This is a genomic window from Amycolatopsis sp., assembly GCF_025464955.1.
Lineage (GTDB): Bacteria > Actinomycetota > Actinomycetes > Mycobacteriales > Pseudonocardiaceae > Amycolatopsis.
In genome coordinates, this window is record NZ_JAODNM010000076.1 from 59,026 (window position 1) to 74,716 (window position 15,691).

Sequence of the window (15,691 nt, forward strand, 5' to 3'; positions counted from 1 at the left end):
CGGTGGAACTGCGTCAGCCGTCGTGGATACTGTATACGGTCTTCAAAGCTGACGCCATGGAGAAGGTCGACCAGCGCCGACAACAGCGCGGTCATCGACCGGCCCTGAGTCCGTTGCGGCGCGCCTCTCCCGCGACGGCGTTAGGCGTGGTCGGCGGAGCGGGAGATGGACTCCCACTCCGACCAGGTTTTCAGCCGCTGGGCGTACACGCCTTGCGCGATGTCGTATGCCGTGCCGGACAGCAGCAGACGCAGGGGCGGGTTCTCGGCGTCCACGGCGGCGAACACGGCCGCGATGGTGGCGTCCGGTCCGGGCGACTGGTGGCCTTGCCTGCCCGCGGCAATGGCGTCGTGGATGGCCTGGTAGACGGAGTGGTGCTCGGAGTGGACAGCCGAGGAGGTGCTCCAGTCGGTCGCGTAACCACCCGGCTCGATCAGCGTGACCTTGATCCCGAAGGGCGCGACCTCCCGGGCGAGGGCCTCGGAAAAGCCTTCGAGGGCCCACTTCGAGGCGTGGTAGATGCCAAGGCCGGGGAACGCGGCGACGCCGCCGATGCTGGAGATCTGGACGATGTGGCCGGAGCCCTGCGTGCGCATCAACGGGATCGCCGCTTGGGTGACCCACAGCGAGCCGAACACGTTGGTCTCGATCTGGGCTCGGGCCTCAGCCTCGGTGATCTCTTCAAGGAATCCGAAGTGGCCGTAGCCGGCATTGTTCACGACGACGTCGAGCCCGCCGAAGTGGGCATGGGCCTGCCCGACCGCGGCAACGGCCGCGGCGCGGTCGGTCACGTCCAACTGGATCGGCAGGAGGGTGTCACCGAAGGAGTCGGCGAGATCCTTCAGCGTGCTGACGTCGCGGGCAGTGGCAGCGACCTTGTCGCCGCGTTCCAAGGCGGCCTTGGTCCAACTGCGGCCGAAGCCGCGGGAGGTGCCGGTGATGAACCAGGTCTTGCTCATGAGGACACGTCCTTCCGCACCGCGACTAGCGCGGCGCAGGCGAGGGAATATGGAGAGGAGTTGCCGGTTGCCCTACCAGTCGACGGGCAACTCGGTGACTCCGGACAGCACGGCTTCAGGCCGGCGCGACACCTCGTCCACCGGCACCGCGAGGCGCAGCGTCGGGATGCGGTGGAACAGGTGCCTGAAGGCGATCTCCAGCTCGGCACGGGCCAGGTTCTGGCCCAGGCACTGGTGGATGCCGAAGCCGAACGCCAGGTGCTGGCGCATCGAGTTGTCCACGTCCAGCTCGTCGGAGTGCTCCCGGTTCACGATGGAACTGGCCACGACCACGCCGTCACCGGCCTTGATGGTGTGGCCGCCGAGCTCGATATCCTCCGTGGCCGTCCGGGGCAGAAATGTGGCGATTGTCAGGTAGCGCAGCAATTCCTCGACCGCACCGGGGATCACGGCCTGGTCGGCCCGCACCTTGGCCAGTTGGTCCGGCTTGCTGAGCAGCAGCATCGTGCCCAGCGAGATCATGTGCCCGGTGGTGTCGTGGCCGGCGACCAGCATCGCCATGCCCATCATGGCCAGTTCGTCGTGGTCGAGTTTGCCTTCCGCCACCTGCTCGGCGATCAGGTCGTCGAGCAGCCCGTCGCCGGGCTTGTAGATCTTCTTCTGGACCAGGTCGCGGAGGTACGTCACGAGGTTCTGGAGGGCTTGGCCGTCGGGGTCGCGCCGGTGCCGGGACTGCTCCTCGAAGAATTCGTGGTCCTCGTACGGCACACCGAGCAGCTCGCAGATCACCATCGACGGCACCGGCAGTGCGAAGCTCGCCAACAAATCGGCGGGTGGGCCGGCGGCGATCATCGCGTCCAGCCGCTCGGTGACGATGCGTTCGATCTTCGGCCTCAACGCCGCGATCTTGCGCACCGTAAAGGACGAGATCAGCATCCGCCGCAGCCTGGTGTGCTTTGGCGGGTCGTTGAAGACCACCGTCGTGTCCAGGTCGGTCAAGCGCGTATGCGTCGGCTGCAGCACCGGGTAGTTCGGTTTGCTCTGGTCAGACGACACGCGCGGGTCGGCCAGCAGCGCGCGAGCCTCGGCGTGGCCGGTGACCAGCCAGGCGGTGTGGCCGCCGAACAGCCGGACCCGAGCGACCGGGCCTCGTTCCCGCAGCTCAGCGGAGCCGTCTGGCGGGTCGAACGGACAGGTCCTGCCCACCGTAATGGCCGGGATGGTGTCGGTCATGAGCGCTCCCCCACTTCCATAAGAAACGGTTCGTATCTTCCTCCCGAAAGCTACACTGGGGTACTAAGAAACGCAAAGGATCTAATCGAGGAGTTCGGTGACTGTTGGTCGGCGTCGCGGCGAGGAGTTGGAGCACGCGCTGCTGACGGCCGCGTGGGCGGAGCTGCTTGAGGTCGGCTACCCGAAACTGACCATGGACAATGTCGCCGTCCGCGCCGGCACCAGCAAACCGGTGATCTACCGCCGCTGGCCGACCAAGGCCAAGTTGGTGCTCGCCGCGCTCGCGCACTACGTACCGCTGCAGGAGTCCGACATCGACACCGGGTCGCTGCGCGGCGACCTGCTCGAACTCGTCGGCCGCGGCATCGAGCGGTTCCGCCGGGTGCCCGGCGACACGCTGCCCGGCCTGATCACCGATACGTTCCGCGAACCCGACGTGTTCGAGGATCTGCGACGCCGCTTCGCCCAGGACGAGACCCCCGAGCTGATCCGACCGTTGCTCACCCGGGCCGTCGAGCGCGGCGAGCTGCGGACAGACCGGTGCAGCGACCGGATCCTGCGCGTCCCCTTCGACCTGGTCCGCAGCGAAACCGTGCTCTATGGCATGACGATCGACGACGCCGCCCTCACCGAGATCGTCGACGACATCGTCCTCCCCTTGTTCAGACTCCACTGTGGAACGCCGGCGAATCACACAGCTCCAATCGCTCCCGCGACGGGACGGTGACCTGCACGGCCCGATCGTGTCGTCGGTCGCCATGAAGACGCTGCGCAGGATCCTGCTCTCGCCGCTGTCCGGATCGACGGCGACGCGGAACCGACCTGTGGGCGGCACGCCTGTCCCGATGAACGGTTCCGTTCCGGTACAAAGGCTTGGGCGCACGGCCGAGCGGGGAGTTAACTGGGGCGACCAGATGAGTCACGACACGACGAAGTGGGTGCACTTATGGCTGCCGGTACCAAAGAGGACCCCTGGGTGCTCACCACCGCGCCCGGTTCGTCGCAGTACACGATGTATCGCGACGAACAGGCAGAGCCGCCGGCCTTGGTCTGCCAAGTCGGCTCCACCACGCTCAAATACCGCCTCCGGGCCATCGATGATCTGCAAGGATGGCTGAACGCCCAAGACGACTGGGTCCTGCTCGGCGCGGCTGACGAGAAGAAACCCGCGGCCGAGGGCACGGTCGAAGCCTGGGGCCGGTCCCCGGACAACCCGGTCGGCGGCTGGTACGGCCTGCGCAACGGCTACCGCGGCCGGTTCGGGATGTATCTGCCGCCCCTGCTGGAAGCGCTCGGTCTGGTCGAGTTGACTCACGACGCCCGGAACAACCGGATGCGGGCTCTGAGAAACTAGGACACCCCACAAAAGCGCAAAAGTGCGAAGCCGGTGACCGCAACTCGACGGCGAGTTGCCACGGAACGGGTCCATTCGAGCACCCACAGACGCGAGCCGAGCGCGGGCAGAGACCGAACCGGAACGCCACCGCCGCTACCTGGGTGACAGAGCGTGCAGTCGCTTGTTGTCCGGCCCACCGACGCCTAGCGTCTAGGTCGGCCCCAGACCCCGGCACGGAGGCCGACTGTTCCCAAAACCGGCGGAACAGAGTCAGGGGTTCGCCGTGCGAAGACGTCATCGGCGGCGCCGATGATCGTGGTAGAAGATGAACTGCTGGCCTCGGCAATGACGGGCGACCGTTTCGCGATGCAGTCGCTCCTGGGAATGCTGCGCCCCGTCGTGACGCGGTACTGCCGCAGCCGCCTGGGCGCCCAGTTCCGGCGTGACAGCGACGCCGACGACTGCGCGCAGGAGATCCTGCTCGGGGTGCTCGTCGCGCTGCCGCGCTACCGGTACGGCACGGACAAGTTCCTGGCCTTCGTCTACGGGATCGCCGCGCACAAGGTGGTCGACGCGCGACGCCGTTATGTCCGCGACGTCAGCTCACCGGTCGCGGAATTCCTCACCACGCCCGCCACCCTGATTGAGACCGATCACTACGTCGAGGACTTCGAACGACGGCAGCGCCTGGACGGCCTTCTCGACAGGTTGCCTGCCCGGCAACGGGAGATCGTGATCCTGCGGGTGGTGCTGGGGCTGTCCGCGCAGGAAACCGCCGACACACTCGGCATGGCCAGCGCCGGCGCCGTCCGGGTCGGACAGCATCGAGCCCTCGCCACCATGCGAGGACTGCTCGCCGACGCCGTGGACAACGAACCGTCCCTCTGATCCGACTACTCGTCGAAAACGTGTCGGCTCACGAACGGACTGCGGAAGGTACCAGTGGGGTCCAACCGCTCGGCGAGTGTGCGGAAGGCGGGCATCTCCGGGTACCGCTCGGCCAGCCACGGACCACCGTGGAACAACTTGCCCCAGTGCGGCCGGGCGCCGAAGGGCGCCAGCCGCTCCTCGATCCGCGGCAGCAACGCCGCGACCGCCTCCGGTTTCGGCTGCCAGGTGAAGTGGATGCAGACCCGGTCGCCACCGTGGCTGGGGCTCAGCCACAGGTCGTCGCCGGCGACCGTGCGGATCTCCGACACGAACAGCGCCGGGGCCAGCGACTCGCCCATGGCCCGGATCTCCGCCAACGCGGCCGCGGCGTCCGCGATCGGCACGAGGTACTCCGACTGGAGCTCCTCACCGACGCTGGGCACGGCGTCCAGCCGGAAATGCGGCAGCCGCTCATGCCACGGACCGGACACCCCCCACTCGGTGAAGTTGTCGCGTGGCGGCGCCTCCATCGGGATCCCGCCATGGAAGCCGGCCAGCTCGGGCAGGGCCTCACCCGGCTCGGCCCGCCGCTTGAGCAGGACCATGCCCGCGCTGTCCCCGAGCCACGGCGTGAACAGGCTGACGCTGTATCCGTCGGCCTGGATCGCGTCGAACTCGGACAGCAGTACCGACCACGGAATCTCCACGAACGCGTCCTGCCGCACCGAGAACGTGGGCACCAGATCCAGGGTCAACCGCGTGACAACACCCAGCGCGCCCAGGCCGACCGCCAGCCCGGGAAAGACGTCCGGGTCCTGCTCACGGGTGAAGCGGCGCAGCCCGCCGTCCGCGGTGACCAGTTCGATCCCGGACATGGCCGCCGCGAGGTTGCGCACCCGCTGCCCCGAGCCATGAGTCGCGGTGGCGACGCTGCCGGCCACCGAGCAGTGCGGCAGCGAAGCCAGGTTCTCCAAGGCAAAGCCGGCTTCGTGGAGTGCCGGGATGAAGTCGCCGTACCGGACCGCCGCGCCGACCGTGACCGTCGACGCGTCCGCGTCGATCTCCAGCGGGGCGTCCACATCGGCCAGGTCGATCAGGACCCCGCCGTCGAAGTCGGCGACGTCGTTGAACGAGTGCCGCGTGCCCAGCGCCTTCACTTTCGGCGCGTCGGCGACCAGCTGACGGACCTCGTCCACCGTTCTCGGCCGCAGGATCCTGCTTGCCTCGAAGAGGTGGTTACCCGCCCAGTTCGACTCGCCCACAAGTCCGTCCTTTCCTTGATCCAGTCAACATACCGCTGCCTTGCACTACCGCTGCCGCGCATCGGCAGGCCACGGGCGCGCAGGTGTGGTTTCCTCGCCTGGTGGACCTCAACTCCGTCGCCGACGAGCTCTATGCGCTCGATCCGGCCGAGTTCGTCGAAGAACGCAGCGCCAGGGCGCGGTCGGCCAAGGCTGCCGGAGAACGCGACCTCGCCGCCCAGATCCGCCTGCTCCGACGGCCGACTGTCGCCGCCGCGGCCCTCAACCGGATGGCCCGGGACCAAGCCGGTCCCCTCGCCGAACTCGCCGCACTGGGGACCCGGCTCCGCGACCGGCAGGCACAGTTCACCGGCCCCGAGCTCCGGGCGCTCGTCCACCGGCGACACGAACTCGTGCGGCAGCTCATCCGCTCCGCCCCCGCGCTGCGCGAAACCGTTGCGCGCGAAGTCGAAGACGCCCTCGGGGCTGTCGTAACCGACCCGACCGCCGCCGAGGACGCCCTGGCCGGCCACTTGGCGACGGCGCCGCAACCCACTTCCGACCTCATCTGGCCGACGCCGACCACGGAAGCACCACCACCACCACCGCCCCGACCCCGACCGGCACCGGCACCGGCACCGGCACCGGCACCGGCACCGAAGAAGCCTGCCGGCAACGACCAAGCACAAGCGAAAAAGAAGGCGGCGGAAGAGAAACAGCGGAAGGAACGGCACGAGATGCTGCGCCGCAAGGCCGCCGAACTCGCCCAAGACCGCGACCGCGCCAAGACTCACGCCGCCCAAGCCGCCAAACGCGCCGAGAAAGCCGCCGAGAAGTCACAAGGCCTTCGAGATCGGCTCGCCGAAGCCGAAGAAGCCCAACAGCGAGCCGAGGACGACGCCGAGGCCGCGCGATCGACGCTCGAGGACGCCGAACGCGCGGCACACGAAGCACAGGACGAGGTGGACTCATTGGCCTAGCGATCCGACCACTGGTCGTGACTCCGCAAGCAGGGCACTCTTCCACAAAAGTGCCCTGCTTGAGACTTCAAAGAGGGCGCTTTTGGACAAAAGTGCCCTCGGTGCGCACGCTGGTTATTGCGCGCGCAACGACCCCGCAAAAGCGCAAAAGTGCGACCTCAGGAGCTCGCAACTCGGCGTGGACGGTTAGCTGGTCACCTTGACCGAGAACGAATCGATGATCATCCCCGCACCGGAGCTGATGTCCGCTGACGGTGAGGTGCACCCGCACACCTTGTTCGGGTACGAGCCGCCGATGGCGACGTCGAAGATGGCGAAGAACCCGTGGTCGACAGCGGCCTTCCAAGTCACGTCGGACACCTGGTTCTGGTTGACCGCGAAGGTTTGCGTGCCGTCGAGGGAGAACCGCAGCTGCTCGGCCGCCGCATCGGTCCGGTCCACGATCACCGAGTAGGTGTGAAAACCGCTCTGGCAACCGGCGCAGGGCTGCAGTCCGCTGCTGATCCCGTCCGGGTCGTGGCACTCGCCCGCCCATTGTCCACAGTGGAATGTGGTCGAGTGCTGGCTCAGCGCGTTGACGTCCTCCATGATGTCGAGTTCGCCGATGTTCGGCCAGTTGGTCGCACCGACCGGACGCGCGTCGGCACCCATGGCCCAGAACGCCGGCCAGTAGCCGAGCCCGCTCTGCGGGGCAGGTTGCTGCAGCGACGCGCTGATCTCCATCTGCCCGCCCGCCGGCGCCGCGAAGTCCGTCCGCTGGCTTTCCACCCGCCCGGAAGTCCAGTTCCCGGCACTGTCGCGGATCGGCTTGATCACCAGGTGACCGTTTCCGTCGTGGTAGACGTTGTCCGTCGAGTCCGTCGACGTCTCGATCTCCCCGGTCCCCCAGTTGGCGGCGCCACCCGCATAAGCGGTTCCTTTGTCGTACAGCCAGTCCTGCGCGTTCAGACCGGTGCCGGCCGCGCCGTCGAACTCGTCCTGGAAGACTGTGGTCCAGGCCGCCGGTGCTGTCGCTGCCGTCGGTGCGGGCGCGCCGGCGGCATCCGCCGCGGTCGCCCCCAGCAGCCCGGCCACTGGTAGTGACATCGTTGTCATCAGGGCCAGAAACCGGCGGCGGGAACGAGGTCCGACGCGGGTTTTCTTGGCTGAGGAGTCGGTTCCGAACATGGGCACTGCCTTCCGTGGTGGGGACCTTGGAATTCTGTGTTCACATACCGGAACGTCACTGTGATCGCCCGAACACGAACGGTCAAGGGGTCAGCGAGGCGCCCCGGGAGCACGCGTCACGGAAGGAAACGCAGCTCGGTCGCCGGGTCCTTGGTCGGCAAACCGTTACAGCGTGACGGTTTGCTCTGCCCGTAATTACCAGCTGATGTGTCCGTACGGGCAACGGGCTTCAGTCGCCGCTCGGCGCTAGTGTCGAACAGAGACACGGGACGGGCCCGGTAGGGATGGAGCAGACGATGCGCGACAAAGATGGCGACGATCCGAACGTGATCGACGCCGAACTCGTCGAAGACACCCCGGCACTCCCGGCCGCGATCACGCCGGACCTGCCGCCGACGGACTACACCGACGACGGGGTGCCCAGCTTCGACTTCGTGAAGGACCGGATCGAAAACCGCTACACCACCTCGATCGGCCAGACCGAACTGGCCGGATTGGGCGGCAAGCAGGATATGGCGGCGCTGGACAAGAAGATCGCCGACCGGGACGCGGCCGCCCGCGACAAGCTCGCCGAGATCCGCCGGGCGATGCGCGGGGAATAGCCGCGCTGCTGGGCCCGTCAGCGCTCAGGCAGTCCGGCCGCGGCGGCGATCATCGGCCGGAGGCTGCGGCTGTACTCCAGGTTGAGGTGGTCGGGGTCGTAGTAGACGGTCACGTTGCCGACCACGCCGTAGCACTTCGCCTCGTCGCAGAAGTAGTCCGTGGGGTCGAAGTACTTGACGTTCGGATCCGTGCTCCGCCGGGCCGCTTCCAGCATGGGGTCCAGCGGTTGCGCCGTAGCGCGGTCGACCACGCAAGCCAGCGGATCGTGGGGGTTCAGCAGCACGCAGTCCGACGGCCGGACCTTCCCGTTCAACGGTGGGTCGCCGAGAACGACGACCTTGGCGCCGGCCGCGGTCCACGCGTTCCAGTACGGCGGCAGGCCATCGAGGTACTGGTCGGCCTCGGTCTTGCCGGGAACAGCTACGGGATGTTCGTCTCGCGCGAAGAACGAGGTGAACACGTAGTCCGGCCGGTCCTTGACGATGGCGGCGGACAGCTCCGCGCCCCAGTTCATGCAAACCTGAGCCTCGGTCGCGTTGGTACCTTTGCGGTAGCCGAGGTAGTCGATCTTCGCGACCGGGCAGCCGCCGAGGTAGCTGCGCTTGAGATTCCATTTGTGCTCGCGGGCGAGGTCGAGCAATGGACCCGACCACTGCTGCGCGTGCGAGTCCCCGACCAGCCAGACGACCGGGGCCGACGGGTCTCCCCCGCTGTAGTCGCACATGTTGGTCGTGGTCCTCGCCGGTCCGACCTTGAGCGTCTCGCTGTCGGGCGGGCACTCGGGCGTCGCGACGTAGTACTGGTTCGCCGGCCCCATGTTGACGACCTTCGCGGGACCGAACCGGTCGGCGCACCCGCTGCCGGGGACCATCGCGGCGGCGCCGTGGCAAGGCTTGATCGCCTCGTTGCGCAGGTCGACCGCGGCCTGGGTCACATGCCGGTCGTACGTCCAGATCAGCCCGCCCGCCGCCAGTGAGACGGCGACCATGCCGGCGACCATGCCGGCAAAGGTGAGCTTGGTGCTGTTCGTGAGCCTCGCCCACGACATCCCCCGGTCCTCGATCAGAATCTTCGACAGATAGGCGAGCACGAGGGAGAGCGCGAGGACGCCGGCCCGCTGGGTGAACGTCAGCACGCCGCCGGTGCCGAACGCCCGGCTCAGCGCGAACGGAGCGAGCACGATCAGCGGCCAGTGCCACAGGTACAGCGAGTAACTGATGTTGCCGAGGAGCTGCACCGGACGAGACGCGCTGAGGACCGTGTGCCACTGCCTGTCCCCGCCGGTGCCGGCCACGATGACCAGCCCGGTACCGATCGTCGGCACCAGCGCCAGGTAGCCGGGGAACTCCGTCGACGGGTCGAACAGGAGCGCGGAACCCAAGATCATCACGATGCCGACGAGGGAAGCGATGCCAGCGGCGAGTCGCGGCAGCGCGACCTTCGTCCCGGCGAGTCCGATCAGCGCGCCGACGGCGAACTCCCACACCCGGACCGGCGTGACGAAGTACGCCTGGCTCTTCGAAGCCGCGGTGAAGTAGACGCTGAACGCCAGCGACGCCGCCGCGACGACGGCGATCCCGACGAGCTGGGCCCGCGTACGCCTGATCTTGAACAGCACCAGCAGCAGGATCGGCCAGAGGAGGTAGAACTGCTCTTCGACCGACAACGACCAGTAGTGCTGCGACAGGCTCGCGGAGTCGTTGAGGGCGGAGTAGTCGACGGACCTGATCGCCAGCAGCCAGTTCTCCCAGTACAGGGCGCTGGCGAACGCCTCGTGCGCACTGGCTTCCCAGCGGGGGAACGGCAGCAGGAAGTACGCCGCGACCAGGCTGACCAGCAGGACAAGGAAGGCGGCGGGCAACAAGCGCCGGATCCGGCGGGCGTAGAACCGCCCCAGCTTGACGCGCCCGGTGCGGGTGATCTCACGACCGATGTGCGAGCTGATCAGGAAACCCGAGATGACGAAGAAGACGTCGACGCCGACGTAACCGCCAGTGAGCCTGTTCGGCCACAGGTGGTTCAGCACCACGGCCGTCACCGCGACAGCGCGCAGGGCCTGGATGTCGGTGCGGAAGCCCTTCGACGGGGACTTGCTCCGGACCATCGCGGCGGGCTCAGGCCCGCTTCTCTCATCGTGCGTGATCGTTGCCAACTGCTGCCAACCCCCAGTACCGATCGGACATACCGACCGCGGCGGACAGTGTAGGAGACGCATCCGGGCTTACCCCGCGCAGGCCACAGCGTGTCTAATCAGGCACGTTCTCCTCGACCGCGGCAGCGCGCAGGGCGTCGGCGAGCCGCGCGGCCGGCTCCGCGAGGGGACGCGTGAGCCACGCGAGGAGGATGCGCCGCTGCTCCTGCAGCCCGCCGCAGACTGCGTGTACCCGAGTGCGGCGGCCGCCGCGGTGAGCGTGCCCCGCTCGGCGACCTCGCGGAAAACCCGCGGCGCGGTCAGCGAAGCGTCGGAGAAGGTCATGACGTTTACGCATATCAGGGTTGAGCAATTCTCGCTACCCGCATGGTCCGACTCGTCCTAGTGTCGGTCGTATGAACACACCCCGAATCGCCTTGGTGACCGGCGCGACGCAGGGCCTCGGCCTGGCACTCGTCGACGGGCTCGCACAGCGAATGGACACCCAGGACGTCGTATACCTCACTGGCCGAGACCCCGGCCGCGTCGCGCAGGCTGTCGATTCCCTCGGCCGGAGCGGCGCGGAGATCCGCGGCGAAGTCCTCGATGTCGCCGACCTCGACGCCGCCGACCGGTTGGCCGCGCAACTGCGCGAGCGTCACGGCGGTATCGACATCGTCTTCACCAACGCCGTCATGCGCGTCGGCCCGGACGACGACCCGCGCGAAATCGTCGACGCCTACACCCAGGTGAACAACTTCGGCACCACCAGGGTGTTGCGGGCGTTCGCCCCGCTCCTGCGCGACGAATCGAGACTTATCGCCGTCGCCAGCTCGCTGGGAACCCTGCACTACCTCGCGCCGGTACTCCACAATCGCTTCGACGGCTTGACATCGCTTGACGAGGTGGACGAGCAGGTCGCGGCTTGGCGCGATGGGGTGAAGGACGGCAGCGCCCGCGGCGGCGCTTGGCCCGGTTTTGTCAACATCCCGTCGAAGATCGGCCAGGTGGCCGCCATCCGCGCACTCGCGACGCAACGACGCGTCGAGGACATCGATCGCGGCATCCTCCTGGCCTCCGTCTGCCCCGGGATGATCAACACCCCCACCTCCGGTCTGTGGTGGGATGTCAGCGCCGCGCCGAGCCCGGCCGAGGCTGCCGTTTCGCTCCTGGACCTCGCGCTCGGACCCGTCAAGCCGGACCGCTACGGAGAACTGGTGCGGAACGGGGACGTCCTTCCCTGGAAACCCTGACTCCCGATCACTTGCGACAAATCGGTCATCCGGCGGGCTGTTTTGGGTTAGGGTCGGGGCAAGCGAGCCCACTGGGGGGACCGATGAAAAGACTTGGGGTAATGGCGGTTGCGGTGTTACTGGGGGTACTCACCTTCAGTGGTCCGGCCGCCGCGGACGGCAATCGAAGCGACGTCGTCCGAGTGTCGGGGCCGACGCCGTACCCGGCGGGATGCGACGGCCAAGCACCGGTCGGAACGCTGTATACGAACGCGGAGGTGCAGCCACATATCGCGGCCGACCCCGCCAACCCACGACACCTGGTCAGCGTGTGGCAGCAGGATCGCTGGTCCGGCGTCGGGGCACACGGTCTGGTGACGGCGACCTCGCTCGACGGCGGCGCGCATTGGACACGGGCGACACCGCCGGTCTCGCGCTGCGCGGGTGGCGACTACTGGCGGGCCACCGACTCGATGACGAGCGTGTCCCCCGACGGTTCGGCGTACGTGGTGTCGCTGAGCATGAACGCCACGACCGCACAGGGTGACCACGCGATCCTGGTCAGCAAGTCCGGCGACGGCGGCCTGAACTGGCAGCCGCCGACCACCCTCATCCGCGAAGGCGCCGATCCGTCGACGTTCATCTTCAACGATCTGCCGTCGATCACCGCCGACCCGGCCGACGCGCGGTTCGTCTACGCCTCGTGGGACCGGATCGTCGACCCGCCGGTGAGCGGCGCGTTGTACCTCGCGCGCAGCACCGACCACGGCACGACGTGGCAGGCACCCAAGTCCGTGTTCGATCCCGGCCCCGATTTCGTGGTGGAAGGGTCGAAGATCGTCGTCCTGCCGGACGGCACGCTGACGGCCATGTTCGCCCTCGGCCGGTTCGATCCGGTGACCGAGGTGCAGACGAGCGTGTCGTACCAGGTCGTACGCTCCACGGACAAGGGCGCCACCTGGTCCACCCCGGTGAAGATCGCCGACGGTGCCGCAGTGGGCACGAAGGAGCCGTTGTCCGGCGCCAACTTCCGTGACGGCGCCAACATCGAGGGGCAGATCGCCGTCGGCCCGAACGGCAAGCTGTTCGCGGTCTGGCAGGACTCGCGCTTCTCCGGCGGCGTCCGCGACGGCATCGCGCTGTCGACGTCGGCGGACGCGGGCCGGACCTGGTCAGCACCCACGCGGGTCAATGCCGATCCGACGGTGCAGGCGTTCTCCCCGGCCGTCGCGGTGAACACCCGCGGCGTGGTCGGCGTGACCTATTCGGCGCTGGGCAAGGGATCCTCCGCGGACTACTGGATCGCCCAGTCGGCCGACGGTGGTGGACACTGGGCCGCCGGCCACGTGGCAGGCCCGTTCGACCTGGCCGTGGCGCCCAAGGTCGCCTCGCCGCCGAACTCGCTGTACCTGGGCGACTATCACGGCATGGCGGCAGCCGGTTCACGCTTCGTGTCGGCGTTTCCGCTGACCCGCGACCACGCGCCGGACAACCTGACCGACATCTTCGTGTCACTCACCGACGGCGCTCGGTACTGACCCCGTCCTGACCAGCCGCCGGGGCGCACAGCGGCGCCCCGGCGGCCGATGGACCATGATGGAACCGTGGAGTCGACCCGAGTGGACCGCTGGCTGTGGGCGGTCCGGCTGACCAAGACCCGGCCGGACGCCGCGGCGGCCTGCCGCGGCGGGCATGTGCGCGTCAACGACCGGCCCGCCAAGCCCGCGACCACGGTCGTGGCGGGCGACGAGGTGCGCGCCCGAGTTGGCGACACCACCAAGATCCTCGAGGTCGTGCGGGTGATCCAGAAACGGGTCGGCGCGGTTGACGCCGCCACCTGCTTCATCGACCGGACGCCGCCACCGCCACCGGAAGCCTCCGCGCCCGTCGCCCGTCGCGACCGCGGTGCGGGCAGGCCGACGAAACGGGAACGCCGAGTTCTCGACGAGTTCCGGGCCGGCCAGGGCTAGTCACTCAACGAAAGCACCGCACCGAGCGCCGCGGCTGCGTCGAGCAAGGCGCGGGAGCGTGCCGCGATGCTCGCGTCCCTGGCCGCCAATGCGACCGCGACGAAATCCGACCGCTGCCCGCGCGCCAGGTCCGGCATCAGTGCCCGGACCGTGTCGACGCGGTATCCGGCGCTGCGCAGCTGGTGGACGATCCGGGCATCCCGGACCTGGGCCGGTGAGTACCGCCGCGTTCCCCGCGCGGAGACACGGTCGGGAACGACAAGCTCCTCGGCGTCCCAGTAACGCAACGTCGACGACCGCACGCCGAGCGCCGCGGCCAGTTCGGACACGCTCATCGAGTCCGACTGACGTACCTCGCCGATCGGCTCGGCGGAGATGGCCGCGGCCGCCTCCTTGGTGAGCCTGAGATCCCTGCGTTCCCGGTCGAGACGCGCGTGTGCCGCGTCGAGGAGGGCAAGCCTGTCCGGCGTTGAGCACTCGTGCACGGCGCGCACGATCCGTTTGGCTTCAACGGGACCCGTGCCGGCGGCCAGTGCGCGGTAGGCCAGTGCGGACTGCAGGTGGAGCTCCCGGTAAATCCGGTAGCCCGCGGCCGTCCGCTCGGCTGGCGGCAGCACACCGTCACGCTCGAGGTTGCGCACTTGTTGAACGGAGTACCCGGCGCGTTGGGCGACCTCCGCCGTACGCATGGCCAACGAGTTGAGACTTGACCCCATGCTTTCCCCCTGCCTCCTGCCTGAAGTCTCCATAAGCACTTTAATGAAACGCTGGAGCACATGACAGCGGACGAGATCATCGAATTCGTGGGTAGCCTCGACGGAGTCCTGACCCTCACACCGGGCTCAGGCGACGGGTCACCGGAGATCAGCTGGGGCGACACGTTCTTCTACTACTCCCCCGACGGTGTCGTGCCGGAGGCCACCCAGCCCTTCGCGACGATCGTGACGAAGAACTACCCGGGCGACGAGACCTCGCGTCTGGATCGCCCAGCTGCGTTCCGCGTCAACATCGCCGCCGGGAAGGAGTCGTTCATCCACTGGACGGGCCACGCTCCGCGGGAACCGGACGTCGACGTCGACCCCAGCGTCGCCGACGCCGTGATCGCACACCCCGTCTACGGCTCAGTTGGCTGGCTCGCGGTCGTGAACCCGGGCAAGCGCACCAGCGGGACCACTCGCGAGCTGCTCAGCAAGGCCCATTACCTCGCGCGTTCACGCTATGAGCGACGCTCAGCTGCGTCCGGCTAGTCGCTGGTTCCGGTCTACTGCAGCAAGGACCGGGGCGGACGGGTGCACGGCAGGGATCCGAGGGCCGGTTCCATTGCGTTGGCGGCTGCGTTCAACGAGTGGCTGAAAGGGACTTTCCCTGCGGTCAACGCACGGATAACGCCGTTCGCACTTCGGCAATCACGGTACGCGACTGCCCTCGTTCGTCTGGTGTATGCGTGAGTGACGCAGCAAGCAGTTGCAGGAGGCGAACGGGCGAAATTCGTTGCTATGCCAGCCTTTTCGAATAATCGATGACTACGTACCGCGACTGCATGTATCACCTGAACGTGTTCCGAATGTACGTTCGATCCGTAGTAGAATAAAGGAGTGCCCAGCGTACCGACCACCCTCCCCGATCCCGCCGATATCCGGCGTGCCGATCCGGCGACGCTGGTCGACTACGCCCGAGCGATCACCCGGGAAATGAACCGGTACACCGCGCTGCTGGGGCTCGTGGTCACCAAAACCGAAACCGACGGCATCAAGGCCACCCACCAGTACACCTCCGCGGTGCAGTGGCTGATGCATACGACGGGGATGGCCGAGCCTGCCGCACGTCAGATCGTGGTCCGCTCCCGCGGCACCAACTCCTTGTACACCATCGACGGGACAGAGATCCCCGGTGTCGCACCCCTGACCGGGCTCGCCGCACTGGCCGGTGCCCTCACCCCCGCGCATGTGGACGTCATCGTGAAAACGAT

16 protein-coding genes are annotated in these 15,691 nt (G+C 67.9%); 10 read left to right on the plus strand and 6 right to left on the minus strand.

What is annotated here, in order from left to right; genetic code table 11:
• Positions 1-140: 140 nt before the first annotated feature.
• Together JWQ81_RS17280 and JWQ81_RS17285 are read right to left on the minus strand one after the other, a co-directional pair.
• Positions 141-959 (minus strand): SDR family NAD(P)-dependent oxidoreductase, encoded by an 819-nt coding sequence (locus JWQ81_RS17280; RefSeq protein WP_297542672.1) that lies wholly within the window; start codon positions 957-959, stop codon positions 141-143.
• 72 nt (positions 960-1,031) lie between these two features.
• On the minus strand, positions 1,032-2,192 hold the full coding sequence (locus tag JWQ81_RS17285) for a cytochrome P450 (protein ID WP_297542674.1): 1,161 nt from the start codon (positions 2,190-2,192) through the stop codon (positions 1,032-1,034).
• 97 nt (positions 2,193-2,289) lie between these two features.
• On the opposite strand from JWQ81_RS17285, the gene JWQ81_RS17290 reads away from it, so the two are divergent.
• From JWQ81_RS17290 to JWQ81_RS17300, 3 genes are all read left to right on the plus strand, one after another.
• On the plus strand, positions 2,290-2,919 hold the full coding sequence (locus tag JWQ81_RS17290; RefSeq protein ID WP_297542676.1) for a TetR/AcrR family transcriptional regulator: 630 nt from the start codon (positions 2,290-2,292) through the stop codon (positions 2,917-2,919).
• Between the two features lie 219 nt (positions 2,920-3,138).
• Positions 3,139-3,546 carry a DUF6855 family protein gene (locus tag JWQ81_RS17295; protein ID WP_297542678.1) on the plus strand — a complete coding sequence of 136 codons (408 nt, stop codon included), beginning with the start codon at positions 3,139-3,141 and terminating at the stop codon, positions 3,544-3,546.
• 348 nt (positions 3,547-3,894) lie between these two features.
• Complete coding sequence (locus JWQ81_RS17300) at positions 3,895-4,416, plus strand: sigma-70 family RNA polymerase sigma factor (protein WP_297542680.1); 522 nt, start codon at positions 3,895-3,897, stop codon at positions 4,414-4,416.
• Positions 4,417-4,421: 5 nt separating this feature from the next.
• On the opposite strand, the gene JWQ81_RS17305 is transcribed toward JWQ81_RS17300, so the two are convergent.
• On the minus strand, positions 4,422-5,660 hold the full coding sequence (locus JWQ81_RS17305; RefSeq protein WP_297542682.1) for an FAD-binding protein: 1,239 nt from the start codon (positions 5,658-5,660) through the stop codon (positions 4,422-4,424).
• 101 nt (positions 5,661-5,761) lie between these two features.
• Here JWQ81_RS17305 and JWQ81_RS17310 point away from each other — a divergent pair, with 101 nt between their 5' ends.
• Complete coding sequence (locus tag JWQ81_RS17310; RefSeq protein ID WP_297542686.1) at positions 5,762-6,619, plus strand: hypothetical protein; 858 nt, start codon at positions 5,762-5,764, stop codon at positions 6,617-6,619.
• 186 nt (positions 6,620-6,805) lie between these two features.
• Here JWQ81_RS17310 and JWQ81_RS17315 read toward each other — a convergent pair whose 3' ends face one another.
• Positions 6,806-7,705, minus strand: coding sequence for a glycoside hydrolase family 16 protein (locus tag JWQ81_RS17315; RefSeq protein WP_297542688.1), 900 nt, complete (start codon positions 7,703-7,705; stop codon positions 6,806-6,808).
• Positions 7,706-8,082: 377 nt separating this feature from the next.
• Here JWQ81_RS17315 and JWQ81_RS17320 point away from each other — a divergent pair, with 377 nt between their 5' ends.
• Positions 8,083-8,388: a hypothetical protein gene (locus tag JWQ81_RS17320; RefSeq protein ID WP_297542690.1), complete on the plus strand. Its 306-nt coding sequence runs from the start codon at positions 8,083-8,085 to the stop codon at positions 8,386-8,388.
• A 17-nt stretch (positions 8,389-8,405) separates the two neighbouring features.
• Here the strand turns inward: JWQ81_RS17320 and JWQ81_RS17325 are convergent, their stop codons facing one another.
• Positions 8,406-10,493: an acyltransferase family protein gene (locus tag JWQ81_RS17325; protein WP_297542692.1), complete on the minus strand. Its 2,088-nt coding sequence runs from the start codon at positions 10,491-10,493 to the stop codon at positions 8,406-8,408.
• 443 nt (positions 10,494-10,936) lie between these two features.
• Between JWQ81_RS17325 and JWQ81_RS17330 the strand changes: the two genes are divergently transcribed.
• The 3 genes from JWQ81_RS17330 (at position 10,937) to JWQ81_RS17340 (ending at position 13,722) form a co-directional block, all read left to right on the plus strand.
• The gene (locus JWQ81_RS17330) at positions 10,937-11,773 is read left to right on the plus strand and encodes an SDR family NAD(P)-dependent oxidoreductase (protein WP_297542694.1); all 837 of its coding nucleotides are present in this window, start codon (positions 10,937-10,939) and stop codon (positions 11,771-11,773) included.
• Between the two features lie 101 nt (positions 11,774-11,874).
• Entirely contained in the window at positions 11,875-13,290 is a 1,416-nt protein-coding gene (locus tag JWQ81_RS17335) for a sialidase family protein (protein WP_297542696.1), read from the plus strand.
• A 66-nt stretch (positions 13,291-13,356) separates the two neighbouring features.
• A complete protein-coding gene (locus tag JWQ81_RS17340; RefSeq protein ID WP_297542698.1) occupies positions 13,357-13,722 on the plus strand; it encodes a S4 domain-containing protein in 366 nt (121 codons plus the stop codon).
• On the opposite strand, the gene JWQ81_RS17345 is transcribed toward JWQ81_RS17340, so the two are convergent.
• Positions 13,719-14,411, minus strand: a complete 693-nt coding sequence (locus JWQ81_RS17345; protein ID WP_297542701.1) for a MerR family transcriptional regulator — start codon at positions 14,409-14,411, stop codon at positions 13,719-13,721. The two genes, JWQ81_RS17340 and JWQ81_RS17345, sit on opposite strands and share 4 nt — an antisense overlap.
• 87 nt (positions 14,412-14,498) lie before the next feature.
• On the opposite strand from JWQ81_RS17345, the gene JWQ81_RS17350 reads away from it, so the two are divergent.
• Entirely contained in the window at positions 14,499-14,969 is a 471-nt protein-coding gene (locus tag JWQ81_RS17350) for a DUF6194 family protein (RefSeq protein ID WP_297542703.1), read from the plus strand.
• A 348-nt stretch (positions 14,970-15,317) separates the two neighbouring features.
• Positions 15,318-15,691, plus strand: a 374-nt coding sequence (locus tag JWQ81_RS17355) for a hypothetical protein (RefSeq protein ID WP_297542705.1), incomplete at its 3' end; no start/stop codon positions are given.